This window comes from Streptomyces sp. NPDC016562, from assembly GCF_043076955.1.
GTDB lineage: Bacteria > Actinomycetota > Actinomycetes > Streptomycetales > Streptomycetaceae > Streptomyces.
Window position 1 is genome coordinate 57,682 of sequence record NZ_JBIBRZ010000005.1, and the last position, 21,373, is coordinate 79,054.

13 protein-coding genes are annotated in these 21,373 nt (G+C 73.8%); 5 read left to right on the top strand and 8 right to left on the bottom strand.

Translation table 11 applies throughout. The features are described 5' to 3' along the window. Positions 1 to 4: 4 nt before the first annotated feature. The 7 genes from fxsT to ACF059_RS21995 all read right to left on the bottom strand — a co-directional run bounded on the left by fxsT (position 5) and on the right by ACF059_RS21995 (position 11,017). Positions 5 to 3,994: an FxSxx-COOH system tetratricopeptide repeat protein gene (gene fxsT / locus ACF059_RS21965; RefSeq protein WP_392059675.1), complete on the bottom strand. Its 3,990-nt coding sequence runs from the start codon at positions 3,992 to 3,994 to the stop codon at positions 5 to 7. Next, positions 3,978 to 5,372 (bottom strand): TIR-like protein FxsC, encoded by a 1,395-nt coding sequence (locus ACF059_RS21970; RefSeq protein WP_392060323.1) that lies wholly within the window; start codon positions 5,370 to 5,372, stop codon positions 3,978 to 3,980. The genes fxsT and ACF059_RS21970 overlap by 17 nt, the downstream gene beginning before the upstream one ends. Positions 5,373 to 5,415: 43 nt before the next feature. After that, positions 5,416 to 6,150 carry an AAC(3) family N-acetyltransferase gene (locus tag ACF059_RS21975; protein ID WP_361953907.1) on the bottom strand — a complete coding sequence of 245 codons (735 nt, stop codon included), beginning with the start codon at positions 6,148 to 6,150 and terminating at the stop codon, positions 5,416 to 5,418. Between the two features lie 50 nt (positions 6,151 to 6,200). Then, a complete protein-coding gene (fxsBH, locus tag ACF059_RS21980; protein ID WP_392059678.1) occupies positions 6,201 to 8,489 on the bottom strand; it encodes a radical SAM/SPASM protein FxsBH, inactivated beta-hydroxylase extension form in 2,289 nt (762 codons plus the stop codon). 29 nt (positions 8,490 to 8,518) lie between these two features. Continuing rightward, positions 8,519 to 8,683, bottom strand: coding sequence for an FXSXX-COOH protein (locus ACF059_RS21985; protein WP_360887843.1), 165 nt, complete (start codon positions 8,681 to 8,683; stop codon positions 8,519 to 8,521). 225 nt (positions 8,684 to 8,908) lie between these two features. Beyond that, positions 8,909 to 9,838, bottom strand: coding sequence for an alpha/beta fold hydrolase (locus tag ACF059_RS21990; RefSeq protein ID WP_392059681.1), 930 nt, complete (start codon positions 9,836 to 9,838; stop codon positions 8,909 to 8,911). 87 nt (positions 9,839 to 9,925) lie between these two features. After that, positions 9,926 to 11,017 carry a DUF3533 domain-containing protein gene (locus ACF059_RS21995; RefSeq protein ID WP_392059684.1) on the bottom strand — a complete coding sequence of 364 codons (1,092 nt, stop codon included), beginning with the start codon at positions 11,015 to 11,017 and terminating at the stop codon, positions 9,926 to 9,928. A 157-nt stretch (positions 11,018 to 11,174) separates the two neighbouring features. On the opposite strand from ACF059_RS21995, the gene ACF059_RS22000 reads away from it, so the two are divergent. From ACF059_RS22000 to ACF059_RS22010, 3 genes are all read left to right on the top strand, one after another. Beyond that, positions 11,175 to 14,795 (top strand): DNA polymerase III subunit alpha, encoded by a 3,621-nt coding sequence (locus ACF059_RS22000; protein ID WP_392059687.1) that lies wholly within the window; start codon positions 11,175 to 11,177, stop codon positions 14,793 to 14,795. Next, positions 14,792 to 15,829, top strand: coding sequence for a hypothetical protein (locus ACF059_RS22005; protein WP_392059691.1), 1,038 nt, complete (start codon positions 14,792 to 14,794; stop codon positions 15,827 to 15,829). Before ACF059_RS22000 ends, ACF059_RS22005 begins: the two co-directional genes overlap by 4 nt. A 167-nt stretch (positions 15,830 to 15,996) precedes the next feature. Further along, positions 15,997 to 16,857: an esterase/lipase family protein gene (locus ACF059_RS22010; RefSeq protein WP_392059694.1), complete on the top strand. Its 861-nt coding sequence runs from the start codon at positions 15,997 to 15,999 to the stop codon at positions 16,855 to 16,857. A gap of 30 nt (positions 16,858 to 16,887) precedes the next feature. On the opposite strand, the gene ACF059_RS22015 is transcribed toward ACF059_RS22010, so the two are convergent. After that, positions 16,888 to 17,931: a lytic polysaccharide monooxygenase gene (locus tag ACF059_RS22015; protein WP_392059697.1), complete on the bottom strand. Its 1,044-nt coding sequence runs from the start codon at positions 17,929 to 17,931 to the stop codon at positions 16,888 to 16,890. 331 nt (positions 17,932 to 18,262) lie between these two features. Between ACF059_RS22015 and ACF059_RS22020 the strand changes: the two genes are divergently transcribed. Continuing rightward, positions 18,263 to 19,153 (top strand): serine/threonine protein kinase, encoded by an 891-nt coding sequence (locus ACF059_RS22020; protein WP_392059700.1) that lies wholly within the window; start codon positions 18,263 to 18,265, stop codon positions 19,151 to 19,153. A gap of 6 nt (positions 19,154 to 19,159) precedes the next feature. Next, on the top strand, positions 19,160 to 21,364 hold the full coding sequence (locus ACF059_RS22025) for a PQQ-binding-like beta-propeller repeat protein (protein WP_392059703.1): 2,205 nt from the start codon (positions 19,160 to 19,162) through the stop codon (positions 21,362 to 21,364). Positions 21,365 to 21,373: the final 9 nt, after the last annotated feature.

Here is a 21,373-nt window from a genome sequence, read left to right on the forward strand (position 1 = left end):
CGGTTCACACGGCGAGCGGCTCCAGGTCGCGGTGGATCCGGCGCTCGTCACGGGCGTAGCGGGTCAGGCTATGGTCCTCGCCGAGCAGCCTCGTCAGCTCGACCACCGCCTCCGTCCGCAGCCGGGCCGCCTCCTCCTTGCGGCCCATCGAGTCCAGGCTGACCGCCATGTTGGAGCTGCTCGCCAGGGTCTCGGGATGGTGCGCCCCGAGCACCTCGCGCAGCCGCATCACCGCCGTCCGCTCCAGGTCCAGGGCGCCCTCCGGATCGCCCAGGTCGGCCCGTGCGTTCGCCAGGTTCAGGAGGGCGAAGACCGTGTGCGGATGGCTGTCGCCGAGCACGTCCCGCATCAGCCGGATGGTCTGCCTCAGCAGCGTCTCCGCCGTCTGCGCCGCGCCCGTGCCCCAGTGGAAGACCGCCAGGTTGTTGACGGCCGCCAGGGTGTAGGGGTGCCGCTCGCCCGGCACCTTCATGTACTCGTCCACCACCTCCTGCGCCAGGTCCCGCGCCCCGCCGGGGTCACCCGTCGCGAACAGGTCGGAGGCCAGGTTCAGTTCGCAGGACAGCAGGTCGGGATTGACGGCGGTGTACTTGGCCCGGTAGCGGGCCCGGGTGGCCGTGGTCAGCCGCAGCGCGTCCTCCAGCTGGCCGGCCCGTCGCAGGGACACCGCCAGGTTCTTCGCGGCGGCCAGCGTGCCGGGGAAGGCGCTTCCCAGCGTCCGCTTGTAGGTGTCGTAGGTCCGGCTGAGTAGCTGGACCGAGTCCTCGTAGCGCCCCACCTCGCGCAGGTCGCGGGCGAGGTTGTTCGCGGAGGACAGCGTGTACGGGTGTTCCGGCCCGAGCACCTCCGTGCGCAGGTCGTGCACCTCCTGGTCGATCTCACGGGCCCGGGTGTACTGACCGACCAGCCGCAGGTTCAGCGCCAGGTTGTTCGCGGCGGCCAGCGTGCGCGGATGCGCCTCGTGGAAGATCTGGCTGAAGCCCTCGTGGGCGTCGGTGGCCAGCTCCATCGCCTTGCCGTACTGCCCGAGCGCGCCCAGGGTGTTGGCGAGGCCGCTCATGGTCATGTAGGTGTGCGGGTGCGAGGGGCCCAGTACGGCCCGCTGCCGCTCCAGGGTGACCTCGTCGAGCTCCTTCGCCTCCACGAACCGCCCCTGCGAGCGCAGGATGTTCGACAGGTGGAAACGCAGGTACAGGTACTGCAGGTCGTCGTTGCCCAGCTGCTCCTTCCAGGCCGCCCGCAGCTCCTCGCCCAGCGCGTACGCGGCCTTGAAGTCACCGCGCTTCCAGAGGTAGCGGACCCGGTCGATCAGCAGCCTGCGCGTCTCCGGCTCCTTGCAGTAGCGGGCCTCGGACGGGGTCAGGTGCGACCAGATGGTGTTGAACCGCGGCCAGGTGGCCGGGTTGTCGATCGGCTCGTCGTCGTCCGGACGGGCGCCCGCCAGGATCCGGTGCACGGCGTGCCGGGCCTCGCGCTGCTCCTCCTCCTGCATCTGGGACCGGATCACGGCCTGGACCAGCCGGTGCACCTGGATGCTCTTGCTGACCTGGTCGACCTTGGCCAGCGCGAACCGGCCGATCTCCCGGATCACCCGGCCCAGGACCAGCTTCTCCTGGAGCGAGGGGTCGTAGGGCTTGAGGGCGTCGATCATCTCCTTGCTGTAGAGCAGGTCCGCGGAGATCGGCTCGGGCGCCAGGAAGGCGCAGAGCTGCAGGAGCCGCACGGCCGCCGGGGAGCGGGACTGCAGCCGCTCTATGGAGATGTTCCAGGTGGCGGCCACCGGCTCGGGGTAGCCGGGCGGCTGGTTCAGGCTCAGCACCCGGGCGGCCTGCTGGGCCAGCTGTTCGATGTACGCGGACACCGGGGTCGCGGTCTCCGCGATCCAGGCACCCGCCTGCTCGACGGCCAGCGGCAGGTCGCCCACGGCCACCGCCACCTGCTCGGCGTCCTCCTTGCTGAGCGAGTCGGCCCGGCGCTGGAGGTGCTCGATGGACTCCTCGCGCAGGAACACGTCCACCGGGAGCGCGTCCCCGTACTGCGACCAGGACTGGTTGCGGGAGGTCACCAGCACGTGGCCCGGGCCGCCCGGCGGCAGGAACCGCTTGAGCGTCTCGGGGTCGTCGGCGTTGTCGAAGACCAGCAGCCAGCGCGAGGTGGGAACCCCGCGCCGCAGCAGGTCGATCGCCTCCTGGGAGGCGGCCGCCATGTCCTCGCCGGTCTGCACGCCCAGGCGCACGGCCAGCTCCGCGAGGGCCGCGACCACGTCGTCGGTCTGCTCCGAGGAGATCCACCACACCAGGTCGTAGTCGGCCATGAACCGGTGGACGTACTCCAGCGCCACCTGGGTCTTCCCGACGCCGCCGAGCCCGAACAGGGTCTGCGGCTGCGGAAGCACCACGGCCATGCCGCCCCCGAGCTGGTCGCGCATCCGCTCCAGCACGATGCTGCGCCCGGTGAACCCGGGATTGCGGGGCGGCGCGTTCCAGATCTTGGGAACGGTCCCCGGGAAGCGGGGGCCGGGCTGGGTGGCGCTGCTGACACCGTCGGGCAGGGCCGTGGGCCGCTCCACCGCGCGCAGCAGGGCGCTGGTGGCGTGCGCCTCGTCGAGCCGGAAGAGGTCCACCGGGTTGCGGTCGATGTAGGGCGTCGTGAGGCGTACGTCGCCCACCCTCAGCGGCACCAGCTGACGCCGGCCCCCGGTCGGGTCCTCGGCGGCCGCGCGCTGCCACACCTCCACCGCCCGGGCGGACTTGAGGTAGGCCGTCGAGAGCAGCACCACGGTCCGGGCGGCGGCGTCGATGCTGAGGCCCGCGCCGCCGAGGGTGTCCCCGGAGGAGGACGTCGCGGCGGGCCGCTCGGCCGAGACGTCCCTGGGGACGACCCGGAAGCCGGCCCGGGTGAGCACCGACTCGATCCAGTCGGCCCACATGCGGTTCTCGGCGACGTACGAGAGGAAGAGGTCGGCGGGCAGCGCCGGGCGGCGCCGGGTGAAGGCGTCCCGGATGCGCAGGCGGACCTCGTCGCCGATGACCGGCATGGAGGTGATCTCGCCCTCGGTGATCACCGTGGTGAGCCGCTCGAACGCCGACAGCAGGGAGTTGGTGAGCCCCGCCTCGTCGCCGAAGGTCGCCAGGGTCTCCTCGTAGGCGTAGTACGGCCGGTACGGGATCTCCACCGCGCCCCAGTAGGAGGTGAGCTCGTCGCCCACCAGGCCGTAGGGGAAGCGGTCGAACTTGATCCGGGCCAGGGCGCGGCCGGCGTCGGCCTTCTCCTTCTCGCCCTCGTCGATGCGCATGGGGACCGGGTAGATCTTGATGCCCCGGTCGTTGAACCGCTCGTCGATCTGGCGGGCGACGGAGGCGGCGCCGTCGATGGACTGGTCGGACAGGGTGAAGCAGTCGACGAGCACGTCCGGGAGGTGGACGGTGCAGATGTCCGCGATGTCGGACAGGCCGGTGCGGCTGTCGATCAGGACGTAGTCGTAGTTCCGCTTCATGTCGGCGCGTAAGGCGTCGAAGAAGAGCCCGCCGCCGAGCCGGTCGTAGAAGTTGTCCCAGTCGAAGGTGGAGACGGTCGCGGAGTACTCGCGGTTCTGCCGGCCCGCCGAGACGAAGTCCAGGGTGCCGCCGTCGGGGAACTCCCAGCCGAGCGCCTCCGGGGTGAGGGAGACGGCGTGCGGCTGTATCCGCGCGTAGTCCTTGTGCCAGTCGTCGGGACGCTGCACCGGGCTGGTCGCGGCCCACGCGTACTCGCTGATCAGGTCGATGACGCCGGTGGTGGCCCCGAGCGTGGAGGGGTCCAGGAAGGGGTGGAAGAAGCGGTGCAGGCCCGGGGCCTCCAGGTCCCAGTCCACGGCGAGGACCCGCTTGCCGTTGGCCGCCAGGATCCAGGCGGTGTTGGCGAGCGCCATGGTGCGGCCGGTGCCGCCCTTGTACGAGTAGAAGGTGACGATGCGTCCGTCACGGCTGTCCCTGCTGTCACGACTCGCTGTCATCCGCGTCCCCCCGATCGGTGTCGTTGGTGTCGTTGTGGCCGTCGTGTGCGTCGGGCGGGAAGGGGGCCGGCGGAGGGTGGGGAGGCCCGCCCATGCCCATCGGCCCGAGCAGTCGCGGGCGTTCGGTGTGGGTGTTGCCGGCCGGCAGGTAGACCTGCGCGTGTCTGAGGAACTGCTGGGCGGCGGCCTCCACCACCTGGGGCAGGATCTGCCCGAGCGTCTCCATGTTGGCCACGCCGTTGGCGGCGGCCCGGCAGGCGGCCCGGCCCTGACTCATCTTGACCGGCAGGGTCTCCTCCAGTCGCCTCGCCAACTCGGCCTCCTTCGCCCGGCTCTGGTGGTCGTAGCGGTTCCACGGCACGACCACGTTGATCCACGGGCGCGACTCCTGGTCGAAGGCGGCCAGGCGCTGGCGGCGGTGCTCGTCCTCCACCACCCAGCGGTCGACGATCAGGATCTCGGGCCGGGTCGGCGGCTGCTTGCTGTCGAAGTGCCCGGCCTCGTCGTCGAAGGAGGCGATGGTGGTCTGGTAGTTGAGGTTCTTGACCAGGTCCTCGGCCACGTAGGCGATGGGCCGCTGGGACACCGGGTGGTACGGGTTCCACTCCAGCGCGCTGTCCCCGTAGTACTCGGGGCTGCGGCCGTCCGGTAGGTCGTGCCGGGAGGCGGCCGCCACGGTGACGTGGAGGGTGCGGGCGGGGCTGCCGGTCGGGCTGTTGGACGGGCCGAAGGCGCTCGGGACCACGCGGTAGTCCACCGGGCGGACGGGATCGAGGTGGACGCTCTCGCCGACCTGGACGATGCGCCGGGCGAGCTCGTACACGGCCTTCTCGTACTGCTCGGCGTAACCGCGCAGTTTGATCAGCCCGTACAGGCCGTCGGTGACGTAGCGCTCGCCGAAGGTGTTGTGGTTGAACTGCAGACGCTCGGCGGGGCCGGGCAGTTGGGCCGGGGGCACCGGTACCCACAACGCGGGCACGATGGCCTCCGCGGGCGAGCCGCCGGCGTTGACCGCCACGTGGTGGACGGTGCGCTGTGCGAAGGCGTACCACTCCCTTCCGCACATCTCGCTGGCGAAGTACCGCGGCGAGAACAGGGGGACGAAGACGCGGCACTTGGCCAGTGCCTGCGCGAGCCGTTCCGACCAGCCCTCACCGCTGCGTATCTCCCGGTCCATGAACCCGACCTCGTAGGTGGCGGGCAGGTCCGTCAGCGCCATCACGTGACCGCAGAGATCGCGGAAGAGGCGCTCCACCCACATGTCCGGATCGGGTCCCCCGGCCCCGAATCTCGGCGTATGCGCATAACTCAGAAAAAAGTACGGCTCCCCTTTTGCGGGCACACGACCCCCGTCCCGAAGATGCGAGCGAAGAAACATCATTCCGGAGCTGCTTCGCCAGATCCCCTCATCGTTCAGTCAATCAGCGTCTGTTTTCGGTCATCCACTCAAGGGCGTGGTCGACGGCGTCCGGAATCGAGAAGAGCATGGCCGACGCGTCTCCCAGCCGCCCCCGGCGCACCCCGGAATCCGGGAACGCGCGGCCGATCTCCGCGAAATCGCCGTCGTCCAGCGCGACGTCCTCGTACGCGGTCCACTCCTCCCCCCACCGCCCCTGCCGGCCCCCCGGAAGGTTCACCTTCACCACACACTCGTACATGCGCAAGGGGGGCTTCGGAATTCGATACTCCGCGAGATGGAAAGCGGTGCAGACGGAAAACCCCACATTGATCATGAGTACCCGGCCGCCCTCCCAGCACAACTTCCCCAGGGGTGACTCCTCCCCCATGTGGCTTTCGAGGCGGTGCCCGGAGCAGAGGCGTTCCGCGTCCGCGCCCAGAGCGGCGAAAGAGGTCTGCGGGTGAGCGCTGCGCGCGGCGCCCGGCGCGGTGCGGACGGCCTCGGCGAAGGAGCCCATGCCCTGACTCGGGGTGCTCGCCGGATCAAAGGCGGGCATCCGGTCGCGGAAGGCCCGTCGCCCCGCCTCGTCCAGGCCCGCGACCCGCTCCAGATGCGCATGGGAGGTCGTGGAGTTCTCGGGAGTGAACGCCGGCACCACCAGCGTGCCGCGCGGGCCGAGGACGCCCGTCAGGGCGTCGCGCAGCTGCTCGGCGCGCAGCCCCGTCCCGCCGAGCGCGGCGTGCACCAGCAGCCGCATCCCGGGACGCACCCCCAGCTGCCGCAGCGCCGCGGCCAGCCGGAGGGTGCTCACGCGTCGACCGCCTTCAGCTCCCAGCGCAGTTCCGCGACGAGCCGCTTGCCGGTGACGGTCAGTTCGGCCGCCTCCGAGAGCCGGTCCAGGGCCTGGTGGATACGGTCCGCTGCGCCCGGCTCGGCGGCCCGCGTGGCCCGCCGGTACGCCTCCACCGCCACCCGCTCGTGTACGTCGGCCAGCAGCCGGGACACCGGCACCGGGCGCTCCCGCCACGGCGACGGGTGCTGCCACTCCCCGTCCAGCGCGTACAGGTCGGTCACCTCGGTCAGGGCCCGCAGCCGGGCCCGCCGCCGGCCGGTCAGCAGCGCGAGCGCGGTCTCCGGCACCCCCGCCGCGTAGGGCACCCCGAGCGCCCCCGGCCCATGTCGGCCCGCCTCGCCCCAGCCGCCGGCGCGCGGGCCGCCCGCCAGCGGGGTCAGCGTGGTCAGCCCGACCGCCGCCGCCCGGGCGAACCCGGGCACGGCCTCGTGCAGCAGCGCCCACGCCCGGTCCAGCCTGCCGCGCCACTCCTCGGCCTCACCGGCGCCCAGGCGCAGCCGGGGCGGGCGGGCGAAGCAGTTGCGGTACGGGTCGAGGTCCTCCAGCGCCACCGGGGCCGCGTCCGGTCCGGGCGACCAGGTGCGTACGGGCTGCCAGCGCGCGTCCCCCGCTGCGGGCCCGAAGCGGTGCTCGGTGCGGCCGTCCCGTACGGCGTACCCCTCGTCGGTGGTCCGCAGCGCGGCCCGCCCCTGCGTGCCGGGCTCCCCGAGCCGCAGCAGCCCCAGCGTCGGCAGGTACACCTCGCCGTCCCGGTAGACCACCTCGGCCGGCAGGTCCAGCCCGCCCCGCAGCACGGCGGCCACCGCCAGCGCGGTCAGCCGGCGCGCCGCCTCGGATCCCTCCGGTCCGCCGTCGCGCCCGCCGTCCCGTCCGCCGTCGCGGGCGGCGTCCAGGGCCGCCAGCACCCAGGTCCGCGTGAAGGGGTGCTCCAGCACGGCGTCCAGCGCGTCCACGCCCGCGTCGCCGGCCCGCTCCACGGCGTCGAGCAGCTCCCAGGCACGCGCCCAGCCGGGATCACCGGCGAGGTCCGCGTGCAGTCGGGCCAGCAGGACCCGCGTCAGCTCCTCCTGGGAACGGGCCAGTTCGGCCGGATCGGACAGCTGCGGCGCCGTCTCCCGCAGGGCCGTGCGGCCCTCGACCCCGTCCACGAGCTCGCGCAGGTCGGTGCAGTACACGGAGGGGTTGTCGAAGTCCCCGCCGGCCGCGCCCCCGTCCCGGTAGCGGTGGGTGTAGAGCCCGCCTCCGCACGAACGTACGACGGGGCACCGGCGGCACGAACCGCTGACGCCCGCGAGGCCCAGCTGCCGGGCCCGGACCCCCGGGTGGGCCGCGACCTGGTCAAAGGAATGGTCGAAGACGTTGAACCCGGTGGCGGCGGCCCCCTCGAAGGCGCTCTTGAGCGAGTCGACCTGTTCCAGCGTCCCGTCGGTCTCGACGACGACGAGGTCCGTGGGCGCGAGACCGAGCGACTCGGTGAGGCTGGGCCCGCCGCGCAGGGTGGAGAAGAGCGACTCGAAGAGCCGTACGGGCACCGGGCGGCCGAGGCGCTCCCAGTGGTCGAAGACCCGCAGGAGCCAGCGCGCGTACGCGTCGGGGGCGCCGTCGGGGCGGGGCGGCGGGCTCTCCCAGGTGGCGTGCGGGAGGAGGAAGTCGACGCGCGGGGGTTCGAGTGCGACGAGCGCGTCCAGGACCGCCACGGGGTCGTTGGCCACGTCCACGGTGCAGAGCAGGCCCTGGTAGAGGTGGCGGTAGGGCTCGGAGCGGAGCAGGTCGACGGCTGCCAGGACCAGCGGGTGGCTCGTACGGCCGTCCGCGAAGCGGCGGTGGCGGTCGTTGGCGGCGCGGTCGCCGTCGAGGGAGATGCCGACCCGGACGCCGAACTCGTCGAAGAGGTCGAGGTAACGGGTGCTGAGCTGGAGCCCGTTGGTGTGGATCCGCAGGTCGAGGGCCGCGATACCGGCCAGCGCCCGGCTGAACTCCTGGCAGACGAGCCGGAGCCGGGCGGTGCCCGCCAACAGGGGTTCCCCTCCGTGGAAGATCACCGTGACGGAGGGGAGTGCATGGTCACGGGCATGTTCGGCGAGCCGCGACGCGGTGTGCGAAATAACCTCGGGGGAGATCACTTTCGGCCGGGCTCGCCAGCTCTGATCTGCGTGTTCGTAGACATAGCAATGATCACAAGCAAGATCGCATCTGCTGTGAACTTTCAGGACGATCTCGCGAAATGCGATCAGGCCGGTCATTCCACCAGTCTAGAGCGCTTACTTCGGTGTCAGAGCGCGGAGTTGAAGATCGGCGACTGCACCGAACGACCGGATTCGGTCGGCAGCACGCGGCCGAGCGCCGACACCGCGGAGGCGGTGTGGACGTCGATCTTGGTGAGCGGGACCCGGCGGGCCTTGACCGTGCTGGTCGGGGGGGTTGCGGAAGTGTTCACGACACCGTCCTCGGGGAAGCCATGTGGAATGGGCATGCGTATGACAAACAGCGACGCGCTGCCGTCATGCGTGGACTTTACTCGGCCACACCCCCTTGGCAACCGCAGACATGACGCCTGGTCAACCGTTCCAGAGCAACGGCAACGGATTTCCAAGGGGGCTTATTCGGCCGTTCGCCGGATGGCAAGATCCATTTCTTCTGGCGGACCGTCGCCGGAGAGTTCCTAGGCGGGCTGCTGTTCGGTGCGGCCGGGGGTCAGGCCGCGGGGGGCAGGGCCGTCGGCGGGCGGCTCGCGGAGCAGCCAGTTCAGTACGTCGGGCAGGGCGCGCAGGGCCGCGAAGTGCGCGGCGGCCGGCTCGAAGGTGGTGGTGGCCCCCGGGATGCGGCGGGCCAGCCAGCGGGAGTGGCCCACGGGGGAGAACACGTCGAGCTCGCCGTGCCAGATCAGCACGGGCCCGCGGATGTCGGCCGGGTCGAAGCCCCAGGGGCGGATGAAGGCCAGCAGGTCGTCGATCCACCCGTACGCCGAATGGCGCAGCCCCTCGCTGTAGTTGCGCAGCAGCATCGACCGCAGCCCGGCGTCCGAGACGATCATGCGGTCGTTGTCGGTCAGGTCCCGGCGCAGCTCGTCCAGCAGCCGGCCGGGGTCCTTGCGGATGCCGGCGGCGCGCGGGATCAGCCGGGCCGCGAGCTCCTCCGGGTCGTCGAAGGCGGTGGTGTACTCCTTCACGTTCGAGGCGGCCATGCCGGCGAACCAGTCCAGGTCCTCCGCGTCGCGGGGGGCCAGGCCCACCATCGCCGCCGTCCGGGTGACGCGGTCGGGCAGCAGGGCCGCGCAGGCCAGGGCGCCCGCGGCGCCGCCGGAGCGGCCCGCCACGGCGAAGGTCTCCAGGCCGAGGTCGTCGGCGACGGCGGCCACGTCCTGGGCCACGTCGGCGACGGTGCGGCCCGGGTGGCGGTCGGAGCCCCCGTAGCCGGGTCTGTCGTAGGCGATGAGCTGGATGCGGCGCTGGTAGAGGACCATGCCGCGGGGCGCCGGGCCCAGGCGGCTGCCGGGCATGCCGTGGAGGAGGAAAACGGGTTTGCCGTCCGGATCGCCCCAGCGCTCCACGGTCAGAGCGCGTCCGTCCGCGGCGCGCACCTGCTTGCGCACGCGTTCCCTCCCTCACGGTCGACTCGGGTCGTCACGGTGATTGTGCGCGCTGGGGGAGGAGCGCGGTAGGGCGCACTTCGAGCGGAATCATCGAGCGTCGGAGGGCGCGTCGTCGGGGAGTCCGCTGCCCACGGCGGCCCCCGGCCGGCCCCTGCGGAACGCCGCGCAGGCCACGGTGACGGCCGAGCCGGCCACCGCCCAGGCGGACAGCACCAGCATCGGGGCGGCCGCGTCGTTGCCCTTGAAGTACGCGAGGGAGCGCGCGGCGTACGTACCGGCGCCCGGCGGCAGGGCCGGGCCGATGGCCCTCCAGAACGGCGGCAGCAGGGGGTACGGGTAGGCGCCGCCGGCGCTGGGGTTGCCGAACACCACGATCAGCAGGATCGCCAGGCCGATGCCGACCACGCCCGCCAGCCCCTGGAAGGCGAGGGTGATCGCGCCGACCGCGAAGACGACCAGGGTGCCCAGCCCCCACAGGCCCAGGGTGCCGGCGGGCAGCGCGCCCAGGACCGGGCCCGCGATGACCGCCCCGAGCAGCCCGGCGGCGATCGCGTACGCGAGGAGCGCGCCGAGCCGGATGAAGGCGCGGGCGGCGTTCGCCGGGCGGGCGCCCGCGCTGATCGCGAGGATGGCGGCGCACAGGTAGCCGCCCACGCACCAGCCGACCACCAGGTAGAAGGAGCTCAGACCGCGGCTGTCGCCCTGGTCGGCCGGGGCCACGTCGGTGACCCGGAGCGTGCGGCCGCGGGCCTTCTCGGCGCGGCCCACGATCTCCTCCAGGGCCTGGGAGAGCGAGGCTCCGCCACCGGAGGCGACCAGCAGCCTGTCGGTCGTGCCGGCCGGGTCGACGATCAGAGCGCCGTCGACGTCCCGGTCCTTGATCTGCGCGAGCGCCGTCGCCTCGTCCTCGACCGCGTGCGGGTCGAGCGGTTTGCCGGGCAGGGCCGCGAGCTGCTTCACGGACTGCTCGGCCGCCGCTGCGGCGGGGGCGGTCACGGCGATCGGGATCTCGCTGGGCTTCGGATGGTGGAAGGCCCCGATGTACGAGGTGATGAAGGCGAGCTGGAGGACCAGCACTCCCAGGACCAGCAGGGCCGCCCGGGTGGTCACGGCGTCCTTGACCTCGGCGAGGAAGCCGTGGGACGGGCGTGGGTCGGTGCTCTCGGTGCGCTGGGTCATGCTCACACGCTCGGCGTGCGGGGGCCCGGCCGCAGCAGGGGTGGGCCGAACGGATGACCCACGGACGATCGAACAAGCGTTTCGCACGGGTATTCGAATTGCTCTATGGTGGAGACAGGGGGAGGAGGTGTTCAACGAGGGAAGCAGGAGGCCGCGGGTGCCTGGTTTTACGCATCTGCACACCGTTTCGGGGTTCTCCATGCGCTACGGAGCCTCGCACCCCGAACGGCTGGCGGAACGCGCCGCCGAGCGGGGCATGGACGCCCTCGCCCTGACCGACCGCGACACCCTGGCGGGCGCGGTGCGGTTCGCCAAGGCGTGCGCGGCGGCGGGGATCCGGCCGCTGTTCGGAGTGGACATGGCGGTATCGCCCGCCGCGTCGTCCGAGGCGGGGCCGGCCGGGTCGGGGGGCTCGACCGGCTCCGCCCGGGGCGGCGCGCGTACGGGTGCCCGGGGAACCGGAGCCGGAGGCCGGGCCCCGGCCGGCGAGGCCTCGTTCCGGCGGCGCACCCCCGTCAAGGGCGGGGCCTTCCTCGACGAGTCCGCCGCGCGGGCCGTGTTCCTGGCCCGCGACGGGGCCGCCGGATGGGCCGAGCTGTGCCGGATGGTCACCGCCGCCCACGCGGGGAGCCCCGAGGTCCCGCTGCTGCCCTGGAGCGCCCTGCGCGGCGAGGGCGTCCTCGTCCTGCTCGGGCCCGGCTCCGAGGTGGGACGGGCGCTCGCAGCCGGGCGCCCCGACCGGGCCGCCCGGCTGCTGGCGCCCTGGCGGGAGGTCTACGGCGACTCCCTGCGCCTGGAGGCCGTCCACCACGGCCGCACCGGCACGGGGCCCGGCTCGCTGCGGCTGGCCGCCCGTACCGTCGGCTTCGCCGCCGAGCAGGGCGTCCCGGCCGTGCTCACGAACGCCGTCCGCTACGCCGACCCCGGCCAGGGCCCGGTCGCCGACGTCCTCGACGCGGCCCGCCGCCTGGTCCCCATCGACATCCGGGGCCCCCTCGACACCGGCGAGCGCTGGCTCAAGGACCCCGCCGCCATGGCCGAGGCCGCCGACCGGATCGCCCGGGCGGCGGGCCTGCGCCCCGCCGACGCCAGGCGGCTGCTCGCGGAGACCCGGCACACCGCCGAGGCCTGCTCCGTGGACCCCGAGGACGACCTCGGCATGGGCTCCGTGCACTTCCCCGAGGCCCGGCTCGTCGGCGCCGCCCACCGCAGCGCCCAGCGGGTCCTGGCCTCCCGGGCCTCGGCGGGCATGGTCCTGCGGGGCTACGCGGACGACCGCGCGTACTGGGAGCGGATGCACCACGAGCTCGACATCATCGCCTACCACGGCTTCGCCTCCTACTTCCTGACGGTCGCCCAAGTCGTCGACGACGTACGGGAGATGGGCATCCGGGTGGCCGCGCGCGGCTCCGGCGCCGGCTCCCTCGTCAACCACCTGCTCGGGATCGCGCACGCCGACCCCGTCGCGCACGGCCTGCTGATGGAGCGCTTCCTGTCCAAGCGTCGGCGGGTGCTGCCCGACATCGACATCGACGTGGAGTCCGCCCGCCGGCTGGAGGTCTACCGGCGGATCATCGACCGGTTCGGCACCGAGCGCGTCGCCACCGTCTCCATGCCCGAGACCTACCGGGTCCGCCACGCCATCCGCGACGTCGGCGCCGCCCTGTCCATGGACCCGGCCGCCGTCGACCGGCTCGCCAAGGCCTTCCCGCACATCCGGGCCCGCGACGCCCGCGCCGCGCTGGAGGAGCTCCCCGAACTGCGCGACGTACGGGGCGAGTCGTACGGGCGGCTGTGGGAGCTCGTCGAATCGCTCGACGCGCTGCCGCGCGGCATCGCCATGCACCCGTGCGGGGTGCTGCTCTCCGACGCCTCGCTGCTCGCCCGCACGCCGGTGGTGCCCACCAGCGGGGAGGGCTTCCCCATGTCCCAGTTCGACAAGGACGACGTGGAGGAGCTCGGGCTGCTCAAGCTCGACGTGCTCGGTGTGCGGATGCAGTCCGCGATGGCGCACGCGGTCGCGGAGATCCGGCGCGGCACGGGGCAGGAGCTCGACCTGGACGACCCGGCGCAGGTGCCGCCGGGCGACCGGGCCACGTACGAGCTGATCCGCTCGGCCGAGACGCTGGGGTGCTTCCAGATCGAATCGCCGGGCCAGCGCGACCTGGTGGGCCGGCTCCAGCCGTCGACCTTCCACGACCTGGTCGTCGACATCTCCCTCTTCCGGCCCGGGCCGGTGGCCGCCGACATGGTGCGGCCCTTCATCGCGGCCCGGCACGGGCGGGCGCCGGTCAGCTTCCCCCACCCGGACCTGGCCGACGCGCTGCGCGAGACGTACGGGGTGGTGGTCTTCCACGAGCAGGTCATCGAGATCGTGCACGTGATGACCGGCTGCGGGCGGGACGAGGCGGACCGGGTGCGGCGCGGGCTCTCCGACCCGCAGTCGCAGGCGCGGATCAAGGTCTGGTTCGCGGCGAAGGCGGCCGAGCGGGGCTATCCGGTGGAGGTGATCGGCCGGACCTGGGAGATCGTGGAGGCCTTCGGTTCGTACGGCTTCTGCAAGGCGCACGCGGTGGCTTTCGCGGTGCCCACCTACCAGTCGGCATGGCTCAAGGCGCACCATCCGGCGGCCTTCTACGCCGGGCTGCTCACGCACGATCCGGGGATGTACCCGAAGCGGCTGCTGCTGGCGGACGCGCGGCGGCGGGGCGTGCCGGTGCTGCCGCTGGACGTGAACCGGTCCGCGGTCGCCCATCGCATCGAACTGGTGTCCGAGGCGCCCGCCGTGTGGGGGCTGCGCCTCGGGCTGACCGACGTCCACGGCATCAGCGAGGCCGAGGCCGAGCGGATCGCGGCCGGACGGCCGTACACCTCCTTGCGCGACTTCTGGGACCGGGCGCACCCGGGGCGCCCGGTCGCCGAACGGCTGGCACAGGTCGGCGCGTTGGACTCCTTCGGCGCCAACCGGCGCGATCTGCTGCTGCACTTGACCGAGCTGCACGGCGCACAGCGGGCGGCGGGGGTCCGGGGCGGCGCTCAACTCCCGTTGGAGGGCGGCCGGTCCACGGCCCGCGTCGGGCTGCCCGACCTGACCGAAGCGGAACGGCTCAGCGCCGAGCTGGGCGTCCTCGGCATGGACACCTCGCGGCACCTGATGGCGGACCACCACGCCTTCCTGGCCGAGCTGGGGGTGATCCCGGCGAGCCGGCTGCGGGACGCCGCTCACGGGCGGACCGTCCTGGTCGCGGGGGCCAAGGCTGCCACCCAGACCCCGCCGATCCGGTCCGGGAAGCGGGTCATCTTCACGACGCTGGACGACGGCACGGGACTGGTCGACCTGGCCTTCTTCGACGACAGCCACGAGCGGTGCGCGCACACCGTCTTCCACTCCTTCCTGCTGCTGGTACGGGGCGTCGTGCAGCGGCGGGGCCCGCAGAGCCTGAGCGTGGTCGGGGCGGCGGCGTGGAACCTGGCGGAGCTGGTGGAACTGCGGGCGTCGGGCGGCCTGGACGCGGTCGCGGCCCGGCTGGCGGAACCGGCCGCGCCGGCCGCGCCGAGCGCGTCCGCGTCCGTGGACGGTAACGGCAACGGCAACGGCGACGGCGGCGGCGAGGGAGACGGTGGAGGTGACGCCGCGGCCGCCGGGCGCGGAGCGGGCCGCCGGATCCACTTCTCCACGGGGTACGAGATGAACCCCTGGGCCGACCTCCAGCCCCCCGGCGCCGGCCCCGCGACCGGCCGCAAGCTGTGGCACTCCAGCCCGGGGAGCGCGGGATGACCACCGGCCGGTCCGCAGACGCGGGGGCCGGGTCCCGCGCGGCCGTGATGTGCCTGCGGCTGCGCCCCGCCGACGGGGGCCCGCTCGGGGCCGAGGCGTACGCCGGGGTGCTCGCGCTGCTCGGCGGCATCACCCCGGCCGTGCAGGCACTGCCGCCGGACGCCGCCCTCGCCGACGTCCGGGGCGCGCTGCGCTACTTCGGCTGCGACGCCGCCCGGCTGGCCGCCGTGATCCGGGTCCGGGCGCTCGCCCTGTACGGGGTGGACGCCGCCGTCGGCGTGGCCGCCAACCCCATGCTGGCCCGGGCGGCGGCCCGCGGGACCCGGGCGGGGGAGACCCGGGTGATCCCCGACGAGCCCGCCGCCGTACGGGACTTCCTGGCGGACCAGCCCGTCATCCTCCTCGACGGGGTCGGCCCCAAGGCCGCCCGCACCCTGTGCTCCTACGGCCTGGACACCGTCGGCCGCCTCGCCGCCGCCCCACCCGCGGCCCTGCGCCGGATCCTCGGAGCCCGGCTCGGGCGCGAGGTGCACGAGCGCGCCCTCGGGATCGACCGGACCCCCGTCCAGCCGGGGGCGGCCGCCCGCAGCATCGCCGCCGAGCGCGCCTTCGACCGGGACGAGCTGGATCCCGTGCGGCACCGGCGGGCCCTGCTCTCGCTGACGCAGGAGCTCGGCGCGCGACTTCGTACACAGGAGGAGGGCCGCGGGCAGGTCTGCCGCGCCCTCTCGCTCACCGTGCGCTGCGCCGACCGCACCACGCTCACCCGCACGCGCAAGCTGGCCGAACCCACCGCGCACTCCGCCGCCTTGACCGAGGCCGCCTACGCCCTGTACGCGGGCCTCGGCCTGCAACGGGCGCGGGTCCGCGCGCTGTCCCTGCGGGCCGAGGACCTGACCCCCGCCGAACGCGCCGCGCACCAGCTCAGCCTGGACCCCGAGGACGAGAAGGCCCGCCGCCTGGAAGCCGTCACGGACCGGGTCCGCGCACGCTTCGGACCTCGGGCGATCGGCCGCGGCACGCTCGCCGCCTGACGGAGGAACGGCGCCGGCTCGGCGACACGCCAGTTTTTACCGACGCGTAACTTCCCTGTGTTGCTACTCACCCGTAATTTGGCGGCAGCAGCGCCCCTTTGTGATCCGGATCACGGGACGAACCCCCACGCCCATCCCCTTGAGTCGATCCGCAAGGAGATCACACGATGCTGCCCTGGAGACGCCTGCTCCGCCCGCTGGCCGTCCTCACCCTGACCGCCGCCGCGCTCGTCGCCCCCACCGGCGCGGCGCAGGCCACGACCGCACCCAGCAGCGGCTGGAACAACTGGTCCTGCAAGCCGTCCGCCGCGCACCCCCGCCCCGTCGTGCTCGTGCACGGCACCTTCGGCAACTCCGTCGACAACTGGCTCGGCCTCGCGCCGTACCTCGTGCACCGCGGGTACTGCGTCTACTCGCTCGACTACGGGCAACTGCCCGGCGTCCCCTTCTTCAACGGGCTCGGCCCCATCGACAAGTCCGCCGGCCAGCTCGACGTCTTCGTCGACAAGGTGCTCGCCGCCACCGGCTCCGCCGAGACCGACATCATCGGCCACTCGCAGGGCGGCATGATGCCGCGCTACTACCTGAAGTTCCTAGGCGGCGCCGACAAGGTGAACAGCCTGGTCGGCCTCGCGCCCAGCAACCACGGCACCACCCTGCTCGGCTTCACCAAGCTCCTCCCGTACTTCCCCGGGGCCGAGGACCTGATCAGCACCGCGACCCCGGGCCTGGCCGACCAGATCGCCGGATCCCCCTTCCAGCAGAAGCTGAACGAGGGCGGCGACACCGTGCCGGGGGTCAAGTACACGGTGATCGCGACCAAGTACGACGAGGTGGTGACCCCGTACCGGACCCAGTTCCTCGAGGGCCCGAACGTCCGCAACGTCGTGCTCCAGGACCTGTGCGTCCTGGACTTCTCGGAACACGCCGGCATCGGGATCACCGACCGGATCGCCTGGCACGAGGCGCTCAACGCCCTCGACCCGGCGCACGCCGAACCGACCACCTGCGCCTCGGTCTTCGACTAGCGGCGCCGGCTCGCTCCTCCGGCCGGACGGCTAGCGGCGGGAGGAGCCACCGGTCGTCGCGCGGCGGCGAGCCAGGGCGAACAGCACGGCCGCGCCGACGGACAGGGCGCCGGCCCCGGCGATCGCGATCGACGGGGTGGCGCCGCTGCCGCCGGTCTGGGCGAGGTGGTCGCCCTGCGGGGCCGCGGCGGCGGTGGCGGTCTCGACGGCCGCCGGCACGGCCGTACTGCCGTTCGTCTTCGGGTCGTTGTCGCCGTGCCCGTTGTGCTCCACCGTGGACTTGTCCGCGCCCTCGGCGATCTGCTGGTCCGTGGGCGCCGAGGGGGCGGAGCTCGGCTGGGGCTTCGCGGTGGGCTTGGTGCCGGGCTTGCCGGTCTGCGTGCCGCCGTTGGCGCCGCTCCCGCCGTTGCCCCCGCTGCCCCCGTTGTCCTTGCCGAAGACCACGTCCGAGCAGGTGTAGAAGGCCTCCGGGCTGTCGGAGCGCTGCCAGATGCTGTAGATCACGTGGCGGCCGGACTTGGCCGGGACGGTGCCCTGGAAGACGTAGTCGCCGTTCTGCATGCCCGGGTCGGTCACCTTCGCGAAGGGGGCGGGCTCCAGGTCGGCCCACCGCAGGGGCTGCGTCGGGTCGTACCCGTCCTTCGTCACGTACAGCTCGAAGGAACCCTTGTGCGGGGCCGTGCCCTTGTAGCGGAAGGTGTGCGCGCCGGCGGTCATCGTGCTGGCGGGCCAGTCGGCCCGGGCCAGGTCCAGACCCTGGTACTTGTCGTTGCCCGCGGAGCACAGCTGGCCGTTCGGGATCAGAGCCCGGTGGTTCCCGGCCGCGTTGGCGATGTTGACCGCGTTCCAGTCGTAGAAGGCCTGCGCCCCGCTCGCGGCGACCGCCGCCTTGCACGCCGCCGACCGCGGGGCCTCCGGGCCCTCCGCGTAGCACGCGGCCACCCGGCTGACCGGGTCCGTCATCGAGCCGTGGGCGGCCGCGGGAGCGGCGGCGTACGCGGCGAGCGCGAGCGGGGCCAGTGCGACGACGACGGCGCTGCCGGCGGTACGGGTCACGGTGCGGCGTGCGGGCATGGGTGGATCTCCTTCGGGCACGAGGCGGGGGAGCGCCGGAGGCATCGGGATCGGGCTCCGCGGCGCCGCCCCCCGGCGGCGCCACGTCGGGCCCTTCCTGTCCTGGCCCGGCCCAAGCTAGCCCCCCGGACCAGGGCTTCCGCCCGATCCGGGCCGCCGGAGGAGATCCTTAGGGTCGGCTTAAGGCGGCAGTAAGGAGGGCCTCAGGAAGCGGGCCGAGGGCCGCCGTCGGCGCCCGCCGTGGCCGCCTTGTGCACCTCCCTCCGGCCGCGCACCGGCGCTTGAGTAGGCTGGCCCCTGCTCATCACACACCGGGGGAGAACAGACGCGCATGGAACCGCTGCGCCGTGACGACCCCGAGCGGAGCGGGCCCCACCGCAACCTGGCCCGGCTCGACGCGGACCGCGAACCGGGCCTGCCCGCCCGCCGGTTCATCGCCCGCAGCGCCGACGGCGACCGCACGTTCCTCGCCTTCCTCCCGCGCACCGATGCCGACCCGAACCGCTGGGCGGTCGAGGCGGAGGGTGCCCGTCGGCTCTCGGTACCGGGGTTCCTGCCGGTCGCGGAGGTCGGCGGCACGGCGGAACTCCCCTGGTGCACGGCGCCGTACGCCCCCGCCCTCCCGCTCCCCGCCGCCCTGCGCGCGCACGGCGGTCCGTTGCCCGAGCCGTTCGTACGGGCCCTGGGCGCCGCCCTCGCCCGGACGCTGGCCACCGCGCACGCCCAGGGCGTGACGCACGCCGGTCTGTCCCCCGCCGCCGTCCTGCTCACCACCGAGGGCCCCCGGCTGAGCTGCTTCGGCGCGGTACGGGCCGCGGCGCCGGACGGTGAGCAGCGCGGCGGCCTGCCGGGCCTCGACTCCGGCAGCCTCGCGCCCGAACAAGCGGCCGGTGGACGGCCCCGCCCGCTGGGCGACGTGTACGCGCTGGGGGCGGTACTCGCCTACGCGGCGACCGGCCACACCGTCCCCGAGGGCGACGAACTCCCCGCCGGGCTGCGTGCGTTGATCACCGCATGCCTCTCCCGTGACCCCGGGAGGCGTCCGCAGGCCCACCAGGTCCTGGCCCACCTGGAGCCGGCCGTGCCCGTGGCGGGCGCCCCCGCCACCGTCCTGGACGCGGCCGCCCCCCTTCCCCTGCCCGCCTCCCTGGTGGCCGCGCTCGCGCGCCAGTCGGCGCAGGTCCTCGCGGCCGAACTCCCCGCTCCCGCTTCCCTGGACTGACGGCTGATGCTCTCCCCGCTCACCCACGACGACCCGCACCGGCTCGGCGCCTACCGCCTCCTCGCCCGCCTGGGCAGCGGCGGCATGGGCACCGTCTACCTCGCCCGCTCGGCCACGGGCCGTACGGCAGCGCTGAAGACGATGCACGCCCGCATCGCCACCGACCCCGCCGTCCGCACCCGCTTCCGCCTGGAGGTGGACGCGGCCCGCGTCATCGGCCCCGTACACGGCGCCCGGGTCTTCGACGCCGACCCGCTCGCCGAAACCCCCTGGCTGGCCACCGAGTACGTGCTCGGCCCGCCCCTGGACGACGCCGTCTCCCTCGCGGGACCGCTCCCCGAGCCCGCGCTGCGCGCGCTGGGCACCCTGCTGTGCGCCGCCCTGGCCCAGCTCCACGCCTCGGACGTCGTCCACCGCGACCTCAAGCCCTCCAACATCATGATCACGGCGGACGGTCCCAAGGTCATCGACTTCGGCATCGCCCGCGCCCTCGGCGACGCGCACCTGACCCGCACCGGCACCGCCGCGGGCACCCCCGCCTTCATGTCCCCCGAGCAGGCCACCGGCCAGGAACACACCAGCGCGGGGGACGTCTTCGCGCTCGCGGGGGTCCTCACCTACGCGGCCGCCGGCCACGGCCCCTTCGGCGCGGGCCGGCACGCCGACCTCCTCTACCGCGTTCGCTACGCCGAGCCCGACCTCACCGGGGTCCCCCCGGCCCTGCTCCCGGTCCTGACCCGCTGCCTCGGCAAGAACCCGGCCGACCGCCCCACCACCACCGAACTCGCCGCCCAGCTGAACCCCGGACCGGGAGCCTTCGCCGGCCATCTGCCCGAGCCCCTGCTCGCGGAGATCGCCCGCCGCGCCGGCGCCGTCTGGCACGCCCGGCCCCACCGCCTCCCGGCCCCGCCGGAACTCGCCCCCGCCCAGACCCTCCCGAGCGCCGGTCCGGCGGGCCCGTCCGCCCCGGCCACCGGTTCCGTCCTGTCCCGCCGCAGGTTCCTGGCCGGGGGCGGTTCCGTCCTCGGGGCGGCAGCGGTCGGAGCCGGCGCCTGGGTCTGGCAGGCCCGTCACGGCGCCGCCCGCCCGAAGGGCCCCGCCGTCGTCGCGAAGGAGCCCGCGTGGGACATGCTCTGGCAGGTGGGGACCAGCTACGCCGACCCGCTCGTTCCCCCCGCGCCCCTCCTCCTGGACGGACTGCTCCTCGTGGGGCAGAGCACCGTACAGGGCCTGGATCCCGCGACGGGAGCGGTGAAGTGGCCGGATCCCGGTTTCTCCTTCCTCCGCCGCACCGCCACGGACGGCCGGCAGATCTACGCCGTCGACCACACCCTCGACGAGAACGGGCCCCTCAGGGTGTCCACCGTCGACCCGGCCACCGGCAGGCTCAGGGCTCCCTTCGGCGAACGCGGGGACCTGAGGGCGATCCTCTACGGAACGCAGGCGCTCTGCGCGACGGCCGACGCCCTCTACCTGGTGGCGGGCCGGGGCCCCGACGTCCGCGACGGCTTCGGCAAGGACCAGACGTGGTTCCTGCTGGGCGTCGACACCCGGTCGGGCGGCACGCTCTGGGAGGTCCCGCTCCCCGCCCGGCCCGCCGGATCCAAGCGCCTGCACGTCCTGAGCGCCCAGGCCGTGGGCGAGTACCTGGTCCTCGTCCAGCAGGCCGCGGACGGCCGGCCGCGCCTGGCCGTGCACCACGCGCGGACGGGCAAGGCGCTGTGGGACCGGCCGCTCGACGGCGAGCAGCCCGCGTTCAGCCGGGCCCACCTCGCCGTGGACGACCGGCACGTCTACCCGTCGGCCGGCGAACTCCTCGCCCTCCGCCTGGCCGACGGCAAGGTGGCCTGGCGCTTCGAGGGGCAGACCCCGAAGGCGCGGTTCAGCCCTCCGGCCGTCAAGGACGGCGTGGTGTACGCGGTGGAGGAAGGCCGCGGCCTGATCGCGGTCGATGCCGCCGGCGGCACACTGCGGTGGGCCCAGACGAGCGGCGGGGCCGGGCCCGAGGACCTCGACGCCCCGCCCGCGGTCGGGACCGCGCACGTGTACGCGTACAGCGCGGCCTCGTCCGGACTGCTGGCCGCGGACCTGCGGACCGGCGCCGTGTCCCGTCCCTTCAAAGCCGCCAGGGCACGGTACTTCGCCCACCCCTCCGCCCGGCGCCTCATCGCCCTCGGCGAGGAGTCCGTCGCCGCGTACCCCCTCGACTGAGCCCACAGA

What these genes read in the sequence shown, in the direction of transcription:
- fxsT (WP_392059675.1), bottom strand. Translation starts at nt 3,994, where the DNA reads ATGACAGCGAGTCGTGACAGCAGGGACAGCCGTGACGGACGCATCGTC.
- ACF059_RS21970 (WP_392060323.1), bottom strand. Translation starts at nt 5,372, where the DNA reads ATGTTTCTTCGCTCGCATCTTCGGGACGGGGGTCGTGTGCCCGCAAAA.
- ACF059_RS21975 (WP_361953907.1), bottom strand. Translation starts at nt 6,150, where the DNA reads ATGCGGCTGCTGGTGCACGCCGCGCTCGGCGGGACGGGGCTGCGCGCC.
- fxsBH (WP_392059678.1), bottom strand. Translation starts at nt 8,489, where the DNA reads ATGACCGGCCTGATCGCATTTCGCGAGATCGTCCTGAAAGTTCACAGC.
- ACF059_RS21995 (WP_392059684.1), bottom strand. Translation starts at nt 11,017, where the DNA reads ATGACCCAGCGCACCGAGAGCACCGACCCACGCCCGTCCCACGGCTTC.
- ACF059_RS22005 (WP_392059691.1), top strand. Translation starts at nt 14,792, where the DNA reads ATGACCACCGGCCGGTCCGCAGACGCGGGGGCCGGGTCCCGCGCGGCC.
- ACF059_RS22010 (WP_392059694.1), top strand. Translation starts at nt 15,997, where the DNA reads ATGCTGCCCTGGAGACGCCTGCTCCGCCCGCTGGCCGTCCTCACCCTG.
- ACF059_RS22015 (WP_392059697.1), bottom strand. Translation starts at nt 17,931, where the DNA reads ATGCCCGCACGCCGCACCGTGACCCGTACCGCCGGCAGCGCCGTCGTC.
- ACF059_RS22020 (WP_392059700.1), top strand. Translation starts at nt 18,263, where the DNA reads ATGGAACCGCTGCGCCGTGACGACCCCGAGCGGAGCGGGCCCCACCGC.
- ACF059_RS22025 (WP_392059703.1), top strand. Translation starts at nt 19,160, where the DNA reads ATGCTCTCCCCGCTCACCCACGACGACCCGCACCGGCTCGGCGCCTAC.